The following is a 15,932-nucleotide window of genomic DNA, read 5'->3' as shown; positions in this document are numbered from 1 at the left end:
TTAAATGAGGTAATCGATAAACTTGAAGAGGTTATTCAAACCTTAACTGCTTATCAACTCAAATCAATTGTACATAGAGACTGGACTTCCGCTATTTTTGATTTTAACTGAGTATAAGTTCTGTTTTTTGACTAAACTGCTGATTCAAGGGGGATTTAGGCTTGAAAATGTTGAAAAAAAGAGTACACTAAAGTTACTGGCTCTGAGACGTCTCAAAGTAAGTTCTAGCTATCTGGAATTTGGGATGGGACAAGTTCCTTTCTATTTTGAAATTATTTTTTTAATAAAAACTAGCGATTACTTATCTAGTAATCGAGGTGATTGGATGACGTTCTCAGGGTCAATTTTAGAGATACCCAAAAGTGTTGCCAATTCCTCACCGTAGGTAAATGTAAAGAGTTCATAGGCCGATTTTCCGTTGAAAGACGCCCGTTTGACGCTGTTGACATGTGAACAAACTAGGTTGATGTCATCCTGTGTCAAGTTATCAAAGCTAGTTCCTTTAGGGAGAATATCCCTGATAAGCGTGTGATTCTTCTCAATTCTCCCTTTCTGGTCAGAACGATTTGGGTCACAGAAGAATAGTCTAGATTCTCCACGAACATCCATTTCGATGTCGTCTACTCTAGCGAACTCACCGCCATTGTCAGTCAGAATGACAGGGAATATTTCGTAGAAGTCCATCTCCTTCTGATGTAGGTCATTCTTGATAGCGTAGAGGTGTTTAGCAACCTCATTAGCTGTTTTATTATCAAGTAACCGAGCGAAGATAAAGTTGCAGTAGGAGAGATTAAAGGTGAGAAGCAGCTTTCCGCCGATCCGTCCAGTAACGGTGTCCATTTCCAGCCAGTAGCTGATATCATTCTTAGTAAGAAAGCGTTGGAAATCCTCGTAAGACCGTCCTTCTTTAGCTGTTTTAGGAATGGGTTGGAGGTTTCTAGTTCTCCGTTTTCTGAATTTCACAACACGGGGGAAATCAATAGGCTTTGTGGAAAGATATCCTTTTTCAAGGTATCTGTAGATAGAAGCTCTTGAAGCCGACAGTTCATTTGATGCGATGATGTGGTTGAGGTGTTGTCCTTTTTGGATGGCAGAAGAGACAATCTCGTCCATGCGATAGAATTCTTCCTTGTTTAAGGCAACACCTGTTCTCGAATCTGAGAGCTTAGCTTCATAATCAAGCTGAGCTCTTTTGGCGTAGTAGAACTGTTTTTGGTATCCACAGTTCAATCTCTTTTTCGGACAGGCATTACAAACGTAAGGAGCCTTTTTAAGTAGAGGGCAGGCCTCACAATTAGAGGTCGTAGAGTTCTCTTTAACCACCCTATTTCTCCGAACTTCTTTTGAGATTGTGGATGGGTCTTTTCCTAACTTAGCAGCTATAGCTGAGAAGGGCTTTAGCTGTTCAATTCCTATTTGAATATCATTGCGATCAGAGAGAGTTAAGTGTTTGTTTTTCATTGTCAGTTACCAACTTGTCCCATAGTAAGTTCTACCTTATTTTTTCGTCTCAGTCTAATTTCCAGTTTTGGTGTTAGACTAGAACTTACTTTGAGAATTTAGGATTTTTGGATTCTTGGTGAAAAGTCAGTCAGAACACCTTGACAAATAGTTTAATTTCTTATAAAATAGATTGGTATGTTTAGTAACTGATCAAAACTAGCCGGCTAAACGAATACGAAAATCTAGAGGAGGTATTCATCGTGAAACGTACTTTTCAACCAAGTAAAATCCGTCGCGCACGTAAACACGGTTTCCGTAACCGTATGGCAACAAAAAATGGCCGTCGTGTGTTAGCAGCTCGTCGCCGTAAGGGACGTAAAGTGCTTACTGTAGCGTAATTGATGAACAAGAAACCAGCAGAAACTCGAGTCTGCTGGTTTTTCTTTCTTAATAGTAAATGGAAATGTGAGAAGGGAGTACTTTGACATGGATAGGAAGATGATCCCCCTCGTCACCGTCAATATTTATTTGCAAATCACCGTCGGTGACTGAGATTTTCCCTTCTGTGAAGGTTTCGTAACCTAGACTGGATGACTCTTCTGTAACCCCTTTTATTAATTGAGGGATAGCAGATACTGTGTCTAGAAAATGACTGTCCTTTAGATAAACTAAGTGGAGTAAGCCATCATCTACCTTGGCATTCGGTAGTAGTGTCTCGAATCCACCGATTGAATTGGTTAATCCGATTATCAGCGTTGAAGAAGTGATAATTTTTGAAACGTTATTCAATTCTACTTCAAATTGGTAACTTTGGTTATTAACTAATTCTTTTACCCCATTTATAAAATAAGCTAACTTACCAAATCGTGTCTTCTCTTCAGGAGATACATCATTAATTCCTTGAGGGATGGCACCAATTGCGGCGACATTCATAAAGTAACTATTATTGACCTGTCCGATATCAAGGGGGCGCTTTCGAGAAGAATCGAATTGAGCAATTGCGGTTGCTGGATCTAAGGGAATGCCCAATGCTCTGGCTAAGTCATTTACTGTACCTAAGGGGAAGAATCCGAAGGTTGGTCGGTAAGGTTCATTAGCAAGGCCACTAATTCCTTCATTGACGGTACCGTCCCCACCCATAACAAAAACACTATCAAATTTTTTTTGGGCAGCCTCTTTAGCGAAGCGAGTCGCATCGCCAGCTTTCTTTGTTTCTTTTACAACAACATGATCGAAATAGGTTTCAAGTTTTTCTTTGGCTTGTTTTTGGAATTCTGGTGCTTTTTCCCCACCAGAACTAGGATTAACAACTAACAAAGCTTTTTTCATAGCGATTCTCCTACTGATTTTTATGATATTATTTATTATACAATTTTTTATATAGCAGATGCAACTAACCGCGTCTTTTATTTAATATTAGTGAGTGGAAAAGTGGTATAATGATAACAACAAAATCTGATAGGAGCTATATTATGGTAATTGACAATACTAAGGCAGTGCATATTTTAGAAAAAATGATTCAAATTAATACGGTAAACGGGAATGAGGAAAAGCTGGCAATTTATTTAAAAGAACTATTAGCTAGTTATGGCATCTTGAGTCATTTGGTGACATACGGTCTAGGTCGTTCAAGTTTGGTTGCTGAAATTTCGAATGGATCCGGTAAAACATTGGCCTTATGTGGTCACTTAGATGTAGTCAGTGCTGGAGACGAGACTGAGTGGACTCATCCACCATTCTCCGCCTATATTGATGAGCAAGGCGTAATGTGGGGGAGAGGAGCATCTGATATGAAGTCAGGTTTGGCTGCGCTTATTATTGCTATGATTGAGCTAAATAACAGTAAAGCATTTTCTGGAACTATCAGACTTTTGGCTACGGTTGGTGAAGAAGTAGGTGAGTTTGGTTCAAAACAACTCACACAAGCTGGCTATTTGAATGATGTTGATGCAGTTCTTATTGCAGAACCATGTAATGTTGGAGTTATTTATGCACATAAAGGATCCTTAAATTATACAGTTACTTCAAGAGGTGTGGCAGCCCATTCTTCTATGCCTGAACTAGGTAATAATGCAATTGATCATTTGAACGATGCAATTAATGAAATCTCTCGTGCTATTTGTGATGAGGCAGCTAGTCGTCGCCATCCTGAACTCGGAGAAACCTTCCATAATATCACAGTGATAAAAGGGGGGCAACAAGTTAATTCCATACCAGAACTGGCAACTTTCGAAGCAAATGTACGTACCGTTCCAACGTTTGATAATGAAGCTGTAATAAATCTAGTAAAGAAAATTGTGGCGGATTTAAATAAAAAACAAGGTTATGATTTGTTAGTTGAAGTAACTGCGGACCAAGCCCCAGTATTAGGGGAAAAAGATTCTAAACTGATTCAAACGATTATTAATTGCTATAAAGACTATCCTGAACTTCACGTTTCAGCATTAATCCAATCAATGGGAGAGGTAATGGGAATTGATTTAAATCATTTCCCCGGCATTCCAACAGATTTTCAACCAATGGCTGTTTCAGGTACAACAGATGCAGCACAATTTACTAAATTAGGAAGAAAATTTGATATTGCTGTTTACGGACCGGGTATCCCTATGCTAAATCATAAAATTGATGAGCGTATTCCTCTTAAGCAATATATAGAATTTATTTCTATTTATCAGTCAATTATTTCTGATTATCTATCATAATTTATAGGAAAAAATATAAAATGGTAACTATTTTTGACACCCACACCCACCTCAACGTAGAGCAGTTTAACGGTCGGGTCCAAGAAGAATTAGACTTTGCCAAGGAAATGGGGGTCACCCTCCACAATGTGGTCGGTTTTGACCGAGCGACCATTGACAAGGCTATGGAACTTGCTGACCAGCACCCTGAAATTTATCTGACACTGGGCTGGCATCCGACAGAAGCTGGTTCTTATGATGACGAAGTGGAGAAATTTCTTCTCCAAGCTCTCCAACACCCTAAAGTAATTGCCCTGGGGGAGATTGGGCTGGACTACTACTGGATGACGGCTGATAAGGAAACTCAGGCACGCGTCTTTAAACGTCAGATGGAGTTGGCCAAGCAGTTGGATTTACCCTTTGTGGTTCATACTCGTGATGCCTTGGAAGATACTTACCAAATCATCAAGGAAGTCGGCGTCGGTCCGCGTGGAGGCATCATGCATTCCTTCTCAGGTACACTAGAGGAGGCCCAGGCCTTCATAGATCTTGGTATGCACATCTCCTTCTCGGGAGTGGTAACCTTTAAAAAAGCCGTCGAACTTCAGGAAGCGGCGCAAGCATTGCCCCTAGAAAAAATTCTGGTCGAAACAGATGCACCTTACCTGGCCCCAGTTCCCAAGAGGGGTCGGGAAAATCGCACCGGCTACACCAGACATGTGGTGGAAATGCTGGCCCAGCTTCGCAACCAGTCGGTCGAAGAAGTGGCGAAAGCGACCTACGAGAATGCAAGGAGCTTGTTCAGAATTGACTCAGAAAATTAAGATACAGGAAGTCCTTGTTGTTGAAGGCAAGGATGATACAGCCAACCTCAAACGATTTTACGAGGTGGATACCTACGAAACCAGAGGCTCTGCCATATCAGACGATGACTTAGAACGCATCGAGAAACTCCATGACCTGCGGGGCATCATTGTCTTTACCGACCCAGACTACAATGGGGAGCGGATTCGAAAGATCATTATGCAGGCAATTCCCACGGTCAAACACGCCTTTTTACAGCGGGACGAGGCTCGGCCCCAATCCAAAACAAAAGGGCGGTCCTTGGGCATTGAGCACGCCAGCTTTGAGGACTTGGAAAAAGCTCTTGCAGGCGTGCGTGGTTACTACGATGATGAACATAACTTTGACATCACCAAGTCCGATTTGATGCGCCTAGGCTTGCTTATGGGCAGAGACAGCCGCAAGCGGAGGGAATCTCTGGGAGAGAAGCTCCGCATCGGCTATTGCAACGGCAAGCAACTGCTCAAACGCTTGGAGCTGTTTGGGATAAGTCTGGCGGAAGTTGAGGAGGCTATGGGGAGCTATCATGGATAGGGTCTACGCTGTTAAGTGCTTGGTCAAAAACGAGTTTGAACCTTCTTATGAAAATTATTCATCTTATGAAGAAGTGACCTACTTGCTGCCGGCTAATGTCCTTGTTTGGGAGGATGAGCAGGTTGATAAGAACAAACTAGCAGATTATTTGCGTGGTCTAGTTGAAGATGGCTATGTCAATGCGGATGGTATTTGGAAGCAGAGCCGTTTGTTTCATATTGCCGGTGTGCAAGAAATGGACGACAGAGTAGAGTTTGATGGCCCAGCCGTGGAAGTCTATCGCTGGTTTTACAATTTTGAACGTCTAGTTACTGAGGAAGAATTTTTGAATCTCTATTATTTTGATGATTTGGGGAGATAAACAATCTAGAGCGGAAATGTTACTATTTCTGCTTTTTTGAAGATTGCTACTGACATCTATTCGTGTTACAATATAGACAACTAGGAGGTAGACTAGATTGATAACTATAAAGAAGGATGCCCAAGTAAATTTTAAAACTGATTCTAGACTTTTAGAAAAAGCCAAGGAAGTATTTGCTATGAACCAGCTGGATTTGACTGCTGGTTTTAACCTCTTCTTGCAAAACATTGCTGTAAAAAATGAGTTGCCCATTCTGACTGAAGAAGAGTTGGAAAGAGAAGAGTTGTTTTTACAACTTCAAAAGGAAATCCAGGAAAACCAACAGGCGATTGAGGCAGGTCAAGGGATCAGTCTAGAAAGTGTCAAAGAGAAGTATGGAATTTGAGTCATATTCAGTGATACTTGCTCCAGCAGTGGAGAAGGAATTGGCGGATATTTATGCCTATTTCTCGGAACAGTTCTCAGAAGAAATTGCCAAAAGACGAATTGGTATGATTGTCGAAGCATTGGAGAGTTTGCAAATTTTTCCTGAACGTGGTTTTAACGCCGATAATCGTTTTGGTAAGCAGATAGACCCGCCTCATTTAACCCGAGGTTACGTTATTGGAAAAGACTACATCGCCCTCTATCGCGTAGTGAAAAATGAAGTTCGAATTGGTCACCTTTTTGCAACCAAGAGTGATTATGTCAAGTTGTTGAAGTGAGGGAGTATGAGTAGGACAGAACAAGTCATCCTAACCAATATGTGTATGATTACAAACGGTCAGCAGGTATTGGTCCAGGATAGGAAGTCAGAGAAATGGCCTGGAATTACATTTCCGGGTGGCTCTAAGAGTCTGGGGATAGGCTCTTAGAGGTTGGAAATTGGAAAAGCGTAGCTTTTTTCTGCTGTGAAACGAATGAGTCAGTTGTTTCCTCCGTCATTCGTGAGGTCAAAGAAGAAACAGGTTTGACAGTATCCAATCTCGAACTCTGTGGTATTCAAAACTGGACGGATCCAACTGACCACTATCGCTACCTGGTATTTTGCTACAAAACCAGCCATTTTTCAGGTTTTATCCAATCTTCAGATGAGGGCGAGGTCTTCTGGATTGATTGTGTGGACCTGAAGAATGTTCAGTTGGCAGACGGTTTTGAAACCATGTTGGAAATCTTTGAACAGCCACAACTGACGGAGAACTTTTACTGGTTTGAAGACGGTGAGTGGAAGGTGGAGAATCGCTAAAGAGTTGTACAATAAGTTTGACAACTCTTTTTTTCTATGCTATAGTAAGCCTAGAAATGATGAGAGGTATTGCTTATGGAAGCTATTGTGTATTCCCATTTTCGAAATCACTTAAAGGACTATATGAAAAAGGTCAATGACGAGTTTGAACCTTTGGTCGTGGTTAATAAAAATCCAGAGGAAGATATTGTTGTACTCTCAAAGAGCGAGTGGGATAGTTTACAAGAAACCCTCGCTGTTGCTCGGAATACCTACCTATCTCAGAAAGTCTTGCGTGGTATGGCTCAAGTCAAAGCAGGACAAACCCAAGAACGAAACCTGATAGAGGCAGACTAGCATGGGAATCCATTTTACAGACGACGCCTGGAAAGACTATCTTTATTGGCAAGTTCAGGATAAGAAAACACTGAAGAGAATCAATAATATTATCAAGGATATGCAACGACACCCGTTTGAAGGAATTGCTAAGCCAGAACCTTTGAAGTATGACTATCAAGGTATCTGGTCAAGAAGGATTGATTCGGAGAATCGGTTGATTTATATGGTGGAGGCTGACCAGTTGTATATCTTGTCACTGAAGGATCATTATGGGTGAGGATAGAATGGAGACTATCTAGTAACCGTTGCTAATATCAAGATTATGAACTCAGAATAATGTGAAGATACGATAGGAGATGTATGTGAGTAATACTATGGACAAGGCATGGGAACTCTTTTTTGAAGGCAAGGTGGTAGAGGCTAAGCAGTTACTTGAGAAAGAGTATCAAGTTGAAACTTGTTTGGATTATGCTGGTCTCAATCTATTTGCCTACCTTTATCTTGAAGAAAAAAGCTTTGAAACTGCTTTATTAGCATGTCAACGCTACCTTCAACTGTCCCGGGATGAAAAGGATATTGAACAAGAGCATATCGGTCTGCATCAACTGGCCATGGTCTATCGGAGTCAAGGAAACTTTAAGAAGGCTTTGGAGTTAATCGAGGAAGAGGCTGCGTTGTTAGCAACTGATTTTTCAGAAGACAAATTGAAATGGTCGATTAATGAGTACGAGCAAGGCTATTTACGATTGCAACTAGGAGAGCTAGAATCTGCTCAGCATTTTATGAAACGAAGTTTAGAGAATGCATTAATGACAGACGACCTTATTGCCCAAGCCTGTGCTTATCGAGGACTGGGTGAAATTTATGCAACAAATACAGCAACTACCCTGGCTGAACAAGCTTTTGAACAGTCTATTACTGTTTTTGAGGAAGCAGGAGATGATATTGGGGCGAACGAAGTTAGAAAATTGATGGCTACCTATCAAATAATTTAGAAAGAACACACATGAGAATCGCAGACAAAAACGTTACTCGTGCCGTCCTTGAACGCCACGGGTTTACCTTTAAGAAATCCTTCGGTCAGAACTTTTTGACCGATACCAATATTTTACAGAAGATTGTGGACACGGCAGAGATTGACCAGAATGTCAATGTCATCGAGATTGGACCTGGCATCGGGGCCTTGACCGAGTTTTTGGCGGAAAATGCTGCTGAAGTCATGGCCTTTGAGATTGATGACCGCCTGATTCCGATTTTGGCGGATACCTTGGGCCGCTTTGATAATGTGACCGTGGTCAACCAAGACATCCTGAAGACCGACCTGCAGACCCAGATTCAGAATTTCAAAAATCCTGACCTACCTATCAAGGTCGTGGCCAACCTACCTTACTACATCACCACACCCATCCTCATGCACCTGATTGAGAGCAAGATTCCCTTCAACGAGTTCGTGGTCATGATGCAGCGGGAGGTGGCCGACCGCATTTCTGCCGAGCCAAACACCAAGGCTTACGGTAGCCTGTCTATTGCGGTCCAGTACTACATGACTGCCAAGGTGGCCTTCATCGTGCCTCGCACCGTCTTTGTGCCCGCACCAAACGTGGATTCCGCCATTCTCAAAATGGTCCGCCGTGACCAACCCCTGGTGATCGTCAAGGATGAAGAATTCTTCTTCCGGGTGTCCAAGGCCAGCTTTGTGCACCGCCGCAAGACCCTGTGGAACAACCTGACCAACCATTTCGGCAAGTCCGAAGAAGTCAAGGACAAGCTGACGCAGGCACTTGGCATGGCAGAGCTGGAAGCCAGTGTACGTGGAGAAGCACTTTCTATGGCTGACTTCGCGCGTTTGTCTGACAGCCTCCAGGAAGTTGGCTTATCATGATATTAGCGCAGGCAGTTAATCAATTATCCCAGTTTTGTGGATTGAGAGAACTGTCCTCATTGATAATCCAAGCTCTCCAAGCTGAGCAAGGACTAGAACAAGTAATTGTTCTAGCCTTTTTTGTGGTTCCATTCCAGCTGGTGGTGAACAACTGGCAGAAGCTATTCGAAACAAGCTCGCCAAGACCTGCGTCATCGTAGGTGGAGCAGGTCATGTTTTTGATCTTCGTTGAGTATTAGAGCAAAAACAAAAAGCTCGTCAATAGCAAATATCCGTTGGTATCCTTTGAGATGTAAAGTTTCAAGGAAAAGATATACGAAATGTGCTTTGATTGAGCTTTTAAAATAATGATTATAGACTATCTAAAATTTGTTGGGTAGATAAAATAGTGGCAAATTCTTCGTTCAGACTAGCCAAAGTCGAGTCTTGAATTTCTTGGGCACTAAATATTCTACCTTTATGGTCATGTAGTGGGAATGATGCAGTAGCGTCTTCCGCTAATGTGACTGAAAAACCTAAATTTGTTGCCATACGGGTGGTGGTGGATACACAATGAGGGGTTGTCAAACCGGCAATAATTAAACGACTGACACTTTGTTCTCTGAGAATTGCTTCTAAACTTGTTCCGATAAAAGCACTGTTAACAGTCTTGGTGATGACTAATTCATCTTCCAAAGGTTTCACAATATCAATAGCTGAGAACCCGTCTGATTTAAAATAGAAACGAGAATCTGGATGCTGACTCCAATGATGGATATGAAAAATAGGTAATTGGTTTTGTCTAAAATGTTTTAGTAAATTAGCAGCCTGGACTTCGGCCTGATCATTACTAGAAGAGCCCCAAGACCCATCTCGAAATGTTTGTTGAAAGTCAATTAGTACTAATGCCGTTTTCATTTTAACTCCTAAAAAAATAAATTTATGGTATTTTAACACAGATAAAAGTTGTAGTAAAGTAATATGGTTGTGCTGGCTCGATTATTATACTCCGCGATTACATATTGAAAGTGAATTCGTTTTCTTATTTATCTGGGTGTAAACAGGGGTGTTATTCATTGACAGGTACATGAAAGCTTGCTATACTAGGGAGAACTGAGGCTGGGCAATATTGTTCCAGCCTTATCCTTTGTGGGAGGCAATTCGACGCTCGTTTTTCAATAAATTACGGAAGTATTTTTTTGATTCGTGTGTAGTAATGCCTCTCATAACTGTGCTAGTTAAAATACATACTTGAGAACAAATAATAAAATTGAAGTAGGTCTTTCTTCCTAAAAAGGTATGCATATGTTTAAGAATACATTAAAAAAACATCCCCACCTTGTGGCAATTAGCCTATTTGTGGGCTTTTCTTTATTGTTGCTCGTCCCTCATATTGTGACCCGAGGGATGGTAACAGGAGCAGACTTGATTTTCCACTACAATCGGTTTTATGATGCGGCCATGCAAATGAAGGAAGGCAATTTTTCCTATATTATTAGCTTGTATGGTTACCAACAGTCAGGGCGGATTGTCAATGCGCTTTATGGTCCATACTTTGCATACTTGCAGGGTGCTTTGGTTCTGCTGAGTGGGACATGGTTTCGTTATCAAATTCTATCCAATTTACTTTTAGGTACTTTAAGTGCGACCTCTTTGTATCTTCTCATGCGCGAGCTTAAAGTTAACTATTGGCATGCGATTTCCTTATCCATGTTCTTTGTGACTACGTATTCCATCCAGTATTGGTGGGCGACACAAGGATTTACTAGTTGGGGTGTGGCGTTATTTCCACTTTGTTTGATTCCTGCAGTTCGTTTCCTACAGACTAAAAAAGTGCCGATATTCCTCATGGCAGGAGCGGTAGGGCTCATGTTGCAGGTTCATATGCTTTCGACCCTATTTTTAGTCATTGCCTATGGGATTATTTTCTTAATTGGTTGGATGAAATCACATCAAAAACTGAAGATTATCAGAGATGTTGTCTTTTCGGTAGGTATTTTTCTCCTTTTAACCATCAATATTTGGTTACCACTTATTTACATAAATGGAACAAATACATTAGTACCGCCATTTGTGAATAAGAAATTTGTCTTGAATACTGTCACATGGCTCAAAACTGCTTTTCTATATTATCCCTATCCGCTTCCTCTTTTCTTTGGAATCTATCTCTATTTCTTAGTGAAAAATTGGAAGAAACAATCAGTGGTTCTAGCGGGTCTAGCATTGACCTATGCGGTACTTCTCATTCTGTCGACTAACCTATTTCCATGGCAGTTGATAGCAGGGAAAGGAATTACTATAGTAGAATTGATTCAATTCCCTTTCCGATTCTTCCTTTATGCCAATGCCTTGTTACTAGCGGTGGTAGGAGTGCAAGTTTCGGGATTATCAGAAAAATTGCAGAAAATCTTTTCAGGTATAATCGTTGTTTCTCTTCTTATTGGCGCTGGTTTTCTTTGGCGGGAAAGCTACAAGGAAATAGAAGGGCACTATTATAGTGATACCTTCTTGCAGAAACGAATTCATACGACTTTATTTGGTACAACCGAGGAGTTGCGGGCTTCTTTCCATTCCAATGACTTGGGTGAATTCATTCAACTCGCTCAAAAATCAACACCAGATTATGTACCACATATTTCTGAAAAATCAGGCAATATTACCAATGAAGAGTCGGATAACACCTACTTCACCTATCGTGACGAGGTTATCCTACCAAACCAATCTTTTGATAAGCAAGTTGATGGGAATCGGCTAGTGATTACATGGACAGCAAATGAAGCAGAAGATACAGCGATTCCGATTATTGTTTACCAAGATAGCCAGTTGGTCCTAAATCATCAGGTGTTAAACAGGGAAGATATAAAACTTTCCACTATCGGAGTCCCAACAGTCAAAAGCCAAAAAGGGCAGAACAGCCTTGTCTTATCCTATAAGCAACAGTGGTGGTTGTTACCGGTGATTGCGATTAGCTTGATGGGGTGGGGATTATGGCTTTGTTATTATATGGCTTTCTATCGCAAATCAAAACTTTTAAAATTGAGAATATACAATGAAACAAATCAATCCTAAAGTAAGTAAGCAATTTGTCCTTGTCATGGTGATGACCGTGATTCTAGCAATGGGACGTGCTCTACTACTGAGTGGTATGGCTTATCCAATATGGTTTATTCCTTTATCGATAATAGCCTATCTCATCTTTACTTTTTATATTTTGGTCTTATTAGAAAAATATGAAGAGTTTATCAGAACTAAAACGTTTGCAAAATATGTTGGTTATTTTCTAGGCTTTCTCTACCTTGTTACGTTAGTCTATCGGCTCAATGCTAAGAAGTTTCAACCCTGGAATATTTTTCGGAACAATCTTTTTCAATTTGAGCTGCTTTTGATGCTGGCATTACCAATTATTTTGGCTCTTTTCTTACATAAGAATAGAAATGTTCGTGAAAGGCTTCGTTCTTGGTCGACAAAGCATTTGGTACCCGATGTTTATTTATTATTAACGACTTTGTTCTCACTTAGTCCATTAGCAATTTCATATTGGAAAGATAGCCATTATGAGAGTTTAATTGAAAATGGTTCTTATACGGAATTTTTCAGCCAGACTCCCATTTTTGCGACCATACATTTTGTGGCAATGTATTGGTTTCTACGCTATCTTTACAAATGTTTTAATGAGTTTAAAGCAAATCGGACAAATGTGCATAGTATGCTTTTCATTAGTTTAACCTTGGCAACCATTTCACATATTGGTTATCAAGCATCTATGGCAGGAGGCACAGGTTCTTATTTTACTAGGCACCTTTTCCCAGGGGCGATTGTTTTTCAAATTGCGTGTCTCTTTTTCTTAAATGTGATAATTAGTTTGGTCATCAATCGACAAATTTTATCAGTTGCGTTAATCGCCTGTTTGAATGTAACTTTGATAACAGCTAATTTTCTTAAGTTCCGTTATCGTTCAGAGCCGTTAACTCCAAATGATTTCAAGTGGATCGGAAACATTGGGATGATTTTTAGTTTTATTAGCGTGAGAGTGGTACTCGTTACGCTTCTATTCTTGGTTATTCTGATTTTTATTTATCGCCGTCTTCGTACTCGTTATTTTTTAGGGGCAATTGTTCAATCCTTTTGGAAGCGACTCGCCGGAATTTCAGTCATTGTCTCTTTGATTGTTGGAATGGGATGGGCGATTCGTAACGAGAAAGATCACAAGATTGTTGGTTGGATTCCAATTCTTTCTCAGGTTAACAATTGGCGGAATGTTGACTGGAAAGGCTATGCTTTTGTGGCACGTTACCGCACATTATCCTTTCTCTGGTTACAACAGCTTAGCAAGACAAGCATGGAGGAACCGCAAGATTACTCCGAGAAAACAATGAAGGCCATTGTTAAAAAATATACAGAGTTAGCTGAGGAAATCAATGCAGAACGGGCAGGTCAGCTAACAGACCAAACGGTTATTTATGTATTGAGTGAAAGTTTTGCGGATCCTCGTCGTGTTCCGGGAGTGACGATCAGTCAAAATGTAATACCTAATATTGAATATATTATGAGTCAAACAACAAGTGGTTTGATGAAGAGCGATCATTATGGTGGTGGGACGGCTAATATCGAGTTTCAGGTCTACAGTGGTCTGCCCTTCTACAATTACAGCTCATCCATTTCTTCAGTCTATCTGGATGTGGCGCCTAATATGAAGAAGTTGCCAAGTATCAGTGACCTCTATCCGGCAGATAATCGTATCGCTATCCATCCTTACTACGATACCAGTTACAACCGAAATTCTATCTATAAGCAGCTGGGGATTGATCGGTTCTATACCTTGAATAGTTCACAGTATCCGATAACTGTAGCGGATACAGATTACCAAGGGAATTTTGTTAGTGATCGAAAGACTTATGATTTGATATTGGATCAGGTTCGTTCTACTGACAATAAATTTGTGTCTGCCATTACCATGCAGAACCATGTGCAGTGGAATTCTTCAGAGCCTGCTACAATTACAGCAACTGGTCAAGGTTTTACGGCTGAGGAGAATGAAAATCTAAATAGCTATGTTCGTCTCTTATCCTTTACGGACCAGGCAACCAGGGATTTTCTAGACCAGCTTAAGACCTTGGATAAGAAAGTGACAGTCGTCTTTTACGGTGACCACCTGCCAGGTCTCTATCCAGAGTCTGCCTTTGCGACGGACCCAAGTCTGCAATATAAGACCGACTATTTCGTTTGGAGTAATTTTGAAACGGAAGACTACCATTATGATTTGGTCAATTCTAGCGACATGAATGCACTGATGCTGGAGACGACCAATAATAAGGTCAGTCCTTACTATGCCCTCTTGACGGAAGTGCTCCACAAGGACCGTGTAGGGCAGGCTGAACGGGATGCAACAGTCGCAGAAGAACTCAAACTGGTCCAATATGACCTATCTACAGGAAAAGGCTACCTTTTGAAATACAAAGACTTTTTCAAAGTAGCGACTGAAACGACAGAATAAAAATAGGACCAAGTCAGATAGCTGGCTTGGTTTATGCTGAAACCCCAAGCCAGTAATTCTGACTTGGGGTTATCCTTTATAAATAATGCGGAGGAAGGGATTTGAACCCTCACACCCGATGGGCACATGCGCCTGAAGCATGCGTGTCTGCCGTTCCACCACCTCCGCTTGCTTTTTATTATACTATTTTTAAATTGAAATGACTAGAGTAAAGTGTAAAATCGAAACCGCTTGCGGTTTTTTTGTAGGAAATTTGGTATAATAGGAACAAGTACACACAAAGGAGTCTTCATTGCAAGGAAGAATTATCAAGGCCTTGGCTGGTTTTTACTATGTCGAGGCGGATGGACAGATTTATCAAACCAGAGCCAGAGGAAATTTTCGTAAGAAAGGCCAAACGCCCTATGTGGGTGATTTTGTGGACTTTTCTGCGGAGGAAAATTCAGAAGGCTACATTTTAAAGATTCATGAGCGAAAAAATAGCTTGGTTCGACCTCCTATCGTCAATATTGATCAGGCGGTGGTTATCATGTCGGCCAAGGAGCCTGATTTTAATGCCAATCTACTAGACCGTTTCCTAGTGCTTTTGGAACAGAAGGACATGGATCCCATTATTTATATCTCTAAGATGGACTTGGTAGAAGATCGGGCGGAGATGGATGCCTTCAAGGCTATCTATGAGAAAATTGGCTATCCGTTTGTCTATAGTTTGGAGGAATTGACGCCATTATTGCAGGATAAGGTGACGGTCTTTATGGGGCAGACAGGGGTTGGCAAATCGACTCTCCTCAATCGCATTGCACCAGAATTAGCCTTGGAAACAGGGGCGATTTCAGATAGTCTGGGGCGTGGTCGCCATACCACTCGTGCGGTCAGTTTCTACAATGTCTTCGGTGGGAAAATTGCGGATACGCCAGGTTTCTCATCCCTAGACTATGAAGTCAAGGAGGCTGAGGCACTGACAGATTGTTTCCCAGAGATTGCGGAAGCCAGCCAGAACTGCAAATTTAGGACCTGTACCCACACCCATGAGCCGGATTGTGCAGTCAAAGAAGCTGTTGCCAGCTCTGCTATTTCCCAAAGTCGCTTTGACAATTATCTCCAATTCCTCAGCGAAATCCAAAATCAGCGTGAAACCTATGCCAAGGTAAGTAAGAAATTCAAATAGAAAG

General features: G+C 41.1%; 17 protein-coding genes, 1 tRNA gene and 1 pseudogene. 15 read left to right on the top strand and 4 right to left on the bottom strand.

Going from position 1 to position 15,932, the window contains the following annotated elements:
* Positions 1-297 precede the first annotated feature (297 nt).
* Positions 298-1,461 (bottom strand): IS30 family transposase, encoded by a 1,164-nt coding sequence (locus tag K6V48_RS08980; RefSeq protein WP_222369181.1) that lies wholly within the window; start codon positions 1,459-1,461, stop codon positions 298-300.
* A 242-nt stretch (positions 1,462-1,703) separates the two neighbouring features.
* On the opposite strand from K6V48_RS08980, the gene rpmH reads away from it, so the two are divergent.
* Positions 1,704-1,841 carry a 50S ribosomal protein L34 gene (gene rpmH, locus K6V48_RS08975; RefSeq protein ID WP_024391604.1) on the top strand — a complete coding sequence of 46 codons (138 nt, stop codon included), beginning with the start codon at positions 1,704-1,706 and terminating at the stop codon, positions 1,839-1,841.
* Between the two features lie 49 nt (positions 1,842-1,890).
* Here rpmH and K6V48_RS08970 read toward each other — a convergent pair whose 3' ends face one another.
* Positions 1,891-2,772 carry a diacylglycerol/lipid kinase family protein gene (locus tag K6V48_RS08970; protein ID WP_222369178.1) on the bottom strand — a complete coding sequence of 294 codons (882 nt, stop codon included), beginning with the start codon at positions 2,770-2,772 and terminating at the stop codon, positions 1,891-1,893.
* A gap of 143 nt (positions 2,773-2,915) precedes the next feature.
* Here K6V48_RS08970 and K6V48_RS08965 point away from each other — a divergent pair, with 143 nt between their 5' ends.
* The 11 genes and pseudogenes from K6V48_RS08965 to rsmA all read left to right on the top strand — a co-directional run bounded on the left by K6V48_RS08965 (position 2,916) and on the right by rsmA (position 9,287).
* A complete protein-coding gene (locus K6V48_RS08965; protein ID WP_222369175.1) occupies positions 2,916-4,145 on the top strand; it encodes an ArgE/DapE family deacylase in 1,230 nt (409 codons plus the stop codon).
* 20 nt (positions 4,146-4,165) lie between these two features.
* Entirely contained in the window at positions 4,166-4,948 is a 783-nt protein-coding gene (locus K6V48_RS08960) for a TatD family hydrolase (RefSeq protein WP_222369172.1), read from the top strand.
* Entirely contained in the window at positions 4,911-5,501 is a 591-nt protein-coding gene (rnmV, locus tag K6V48_RS08955; protein WP_222369169.1) for a ribonuclease M5, read from the top strand. The genes K6V48_RS08960 and rnmV overlap by 38 nt, the downstream gene beginning before the upstream one ends.
* The gene (locus K6V48_RS08950) at positions 5,494-5,862 is read left to right on the top strand and encodes a hypothetical protein (RefSeq protein WP_024391609.1); all 369 of its coding nucleotides are present in this window, start codon (positions 5,494-5,496) and stop codon (positions 5,860-5,862) included. Before rnmV ends, K6V48_RS08950 begins: the two co-directional genes overlap by 8 nt.
* Positions 5,863-5,959: 97 nt before the next feature.
* On the top strand, positions 5,960-6,247 hold the full coding sequence (gene relB / locus K6V48_RS08945; RefSeq protein WP_024381177.1) for a type II toxin-antitoxin system RelB/ParD family antitoxin: 288 nt from the start codon (positions 5,960-5,962) through the stop codon (positions 6,245-6,247).
* Positions 6,237-6,566 carry a type II toxin-antitoxin system RelE/ParE family toxin gene (locus tag K6V48_RS08940; protein ID WP_024391611.1) on the top strand — a complete coding sequence of 110 codons (330 nt, stop codon included), beginning with the start codon at positions 6,237-6,239 and terminating at the stop codon, positions 6,564-6,566. Before relB ends, K6V48_RS08940 begins: the two co-directional genes overlap by 11 nt.
* A 6-nt stretch (positions 6,567-6,572) precedes the next feature.
* Positions 6,573-7,087: pseudogene (locus K6V48_RS08935) on the top strand (NUDIX domain-containing protein).
* A 75-nt stretch (positions 7,088-7,162) separates the two neighbouring features.
* A complete protein-coding gene (locus K6V48_RS08930) occupies positions 7,163-7,423 on the top strand; it encodes a type II toxin-antitoxin system Phd/YefM family antitoxin (RefSeq protein ID WP_029693536.1) in 261 nt (86 codons plus the stop codon).
* Position 7,424: 1 nt separating this feature from the next.
* The gene (locus tag K6V48_RS08925; RefSeq protein WP_222369166.1) at positions 7,425-7,682 is read left to right on the top strand and encodes a Txe/YoeB family addiction module toxin; all 258 of its coding nucleotides are present in this window, start codon (positions 7,425-7,427) and stop codon (positions 7,680-7,682) included.
* A gap of 85 nt (positions 7,683-7,767) precedes the next feature.
* Complete coding sequence (locus K6V48_RS08920) at positions 7,768-8,400, top strand: tetratricopeptide repeat protein (protein ID WP_315863159.1); 633 nt, start codon at positions 7,768-7,770, stop codon at positions 8,398-8,400.
* 11 nt (positions 8,401-8,411) lie between these two features.
* Complete coding sequence (gene rsmA, locus K6V48_RS08915; protein WP_222369165.1) at positions 8,412-9,287, top strand: 16S rRNA (adenine(1518)-N(6)/adenine(1519)-N(6))-dimethyltransferase RsmA; 876 nt, start codon at positions 8,412-8,414, stop codon at positions 9,285-9,287.
* A gap of 351 nt (positions 9,288-9,638) precedes the next feature.
* Here rsmA and K6V48_RS08910 read toward each other — a convergent pair whose 3' ends face one another.
* A complete protein-coding gene (locus K6V48_RS08910) occupies positions 9,639-10,184 on the bottom strand; it encodes a cysteine hydrolase family protein (protein WP_172103250.1) in 546 nt (181 codons plus the stop codon).
* 387 nt (positions 10,185-10,571) lie between these two features.
* Here K6V48_RS08910 and K6V48_RS08905 point away from each other — a divergent pair, with 387 nt between their 5' ends.
* A complete protein-coding gene (locus tag K6V48_RS08905; protein WP_222369163.1) occupies positions 10,572-12,335 on the top strand; it encodes a hypothetical protein in 1,764 nt (587 codons plus the stop codon).
* Positions 12,316-14,760: an LTA synthase family protein gene (locus tag K6V48_RS08900; protein WP_222369160.1), complete on the top strand. Its 2,445-nt coding sequence runs from the start codon at positions 12,316-12,318 to the stop codon at positions 14,758-14,760. Before K6V48_RS08905 ends, K6V48_RS08900 begins: the two co-directional genes overlap by 20 nt.
* Positions 14,761-14,846: 86 nt before the next feature.
* On the opposite strand, the gene K6V48_RS08895 is transcribed toward K6V48_RS08900, so the two are convergent.
* Positions 14,847-14,928 (bottom strand) — tRNA-Leu (locus tag K6V48_RS08895).
* A gap of 124 nt (positions 14,929-15,052) precedes the next feature.
* On the opposite strand from K6V48_RS08895, the gene rsgA reads away from it, so the two are divergent.
* Positions 15,053-15,928, top strand: a complete 876-nt coding sequence (gene rsgA / locus K6V48_RS08890; RefSeq protein ID WP_222369159.1) for a ribosome small subunit-dependent GTPase A — start codon at positions 15,053-15,055, stop codon at positions 15,926-15,928.
* Positions 15,929-15,932 lie beyond the last annotated feature (4 nt).

This window comes from Streptococcus suis (assembly GCF_019794555.1).
GTDB lineage: Bacteria > Bacillota > Bacilli > Lactobacillales > Streptococcaceae > Streptococcus > Streptococcus suis_AB.
This window is presented reverse-complemented; position numbering and strand designations above follow the sequence as displayed.

What these genes read in the sequence shown, in the direction of transcription:
- K6V48_RS08980 (WP_222369181.1), bottom strand. Translation starts at nt 1,461, where the DNA reads ATGAAAAACAAACACTTAACTCTCTCTGATCGCAATGATATTCAAATA.
- K6V48_RS08970 (WP_222369178.1), bottom strand. Translation starts at nt 2,772, where the DNA reads ATGAAAAAAGCTTTGTTAGTTGTTAATCCTAGTTCTGGTGGGGAAAAA.
- K6V48_RS08965 (WP_222369175.1), top strand. Translation starts at nt 2,916, where the DNA reads ATGGTAATTGACAATACTAAGGCAGTGCATATTTTAGAAAAAATGATT.
- K6V48_RS08960 (WP_222369172.1), top strand. Translation starts at nt 4,166, where the DNA reads ATGGTAACTATTTTTGACACCCACACCCACCTCAACGTAGAGCAGTTT.
- rnmV (WP_222369169.1), top strand. Translation starts at nt 4,911, where the DNA reads ATGCAAGGAGCTTGTTCAGAATTGACTCAGAAAATTAAGATACAGGAA.
- K6V48_RS08950 (WP_024391609.1), top strand. Translation starts at nt 5,494, where the DNA reads ATGGATAGGGTCTACGCTGTTAAGTGCTTGGTCAAAAACGAGTTTGAA.
- K6V48_RS08940 (WP_024391611.1), top strand. Translation starts at nt 6,237, where the DNA reads ATGGAATTTGAGTCATATTCAGTGATACTTGCTCCAGCAGTGGAGAAG.
- K6V48_RS08930 (WP_029693536.1), top strand. Translation starts at nt 7,163, where the DNA reads ATGGAAGCTATTGTGTATTCCCATTTTCGAAATCACTTAAAGGACTAT.
- K6V48_RS08925 (WP_222369166.1), top strand. Translation starts at nt 7,425, where the DNA reads ATGGGAATCCATTTTACAGACGACGCCTGGAAAGACTATCTTTATTGG.
- rsmA (WP_222369165.1), top strand. Translation starts at nt 8,412, where the DNA reads ATGAGAATCGCAGACAAAAACGTTACTCGTGCCGTCCTTGAACGCCAC.
- K6V48_RS08910 (WP_172103250.1), bottom strand. Translation starts at nt 10,184, where the DNA reads ATGAAAACGGCATTAGTACTAATTGACTTTCAACAAACATTTCGAGAT.
- K6V48_RS08905 (WP_222369163.1), top strand. Translation starts at nt 10,572, where the DNA reads ATGTTTAAGAATACATTAAAAAAACATCCCCACCTTGTGGCAATTAGC.
- K6V48_RS08900 (WP_222369160.1), top strand. Translation starts at nt 12,316, where the DNA reads ATGAAACAAATCAATCCTAAAGTAAGTAAGCAATTTGTCCTTGTCATG.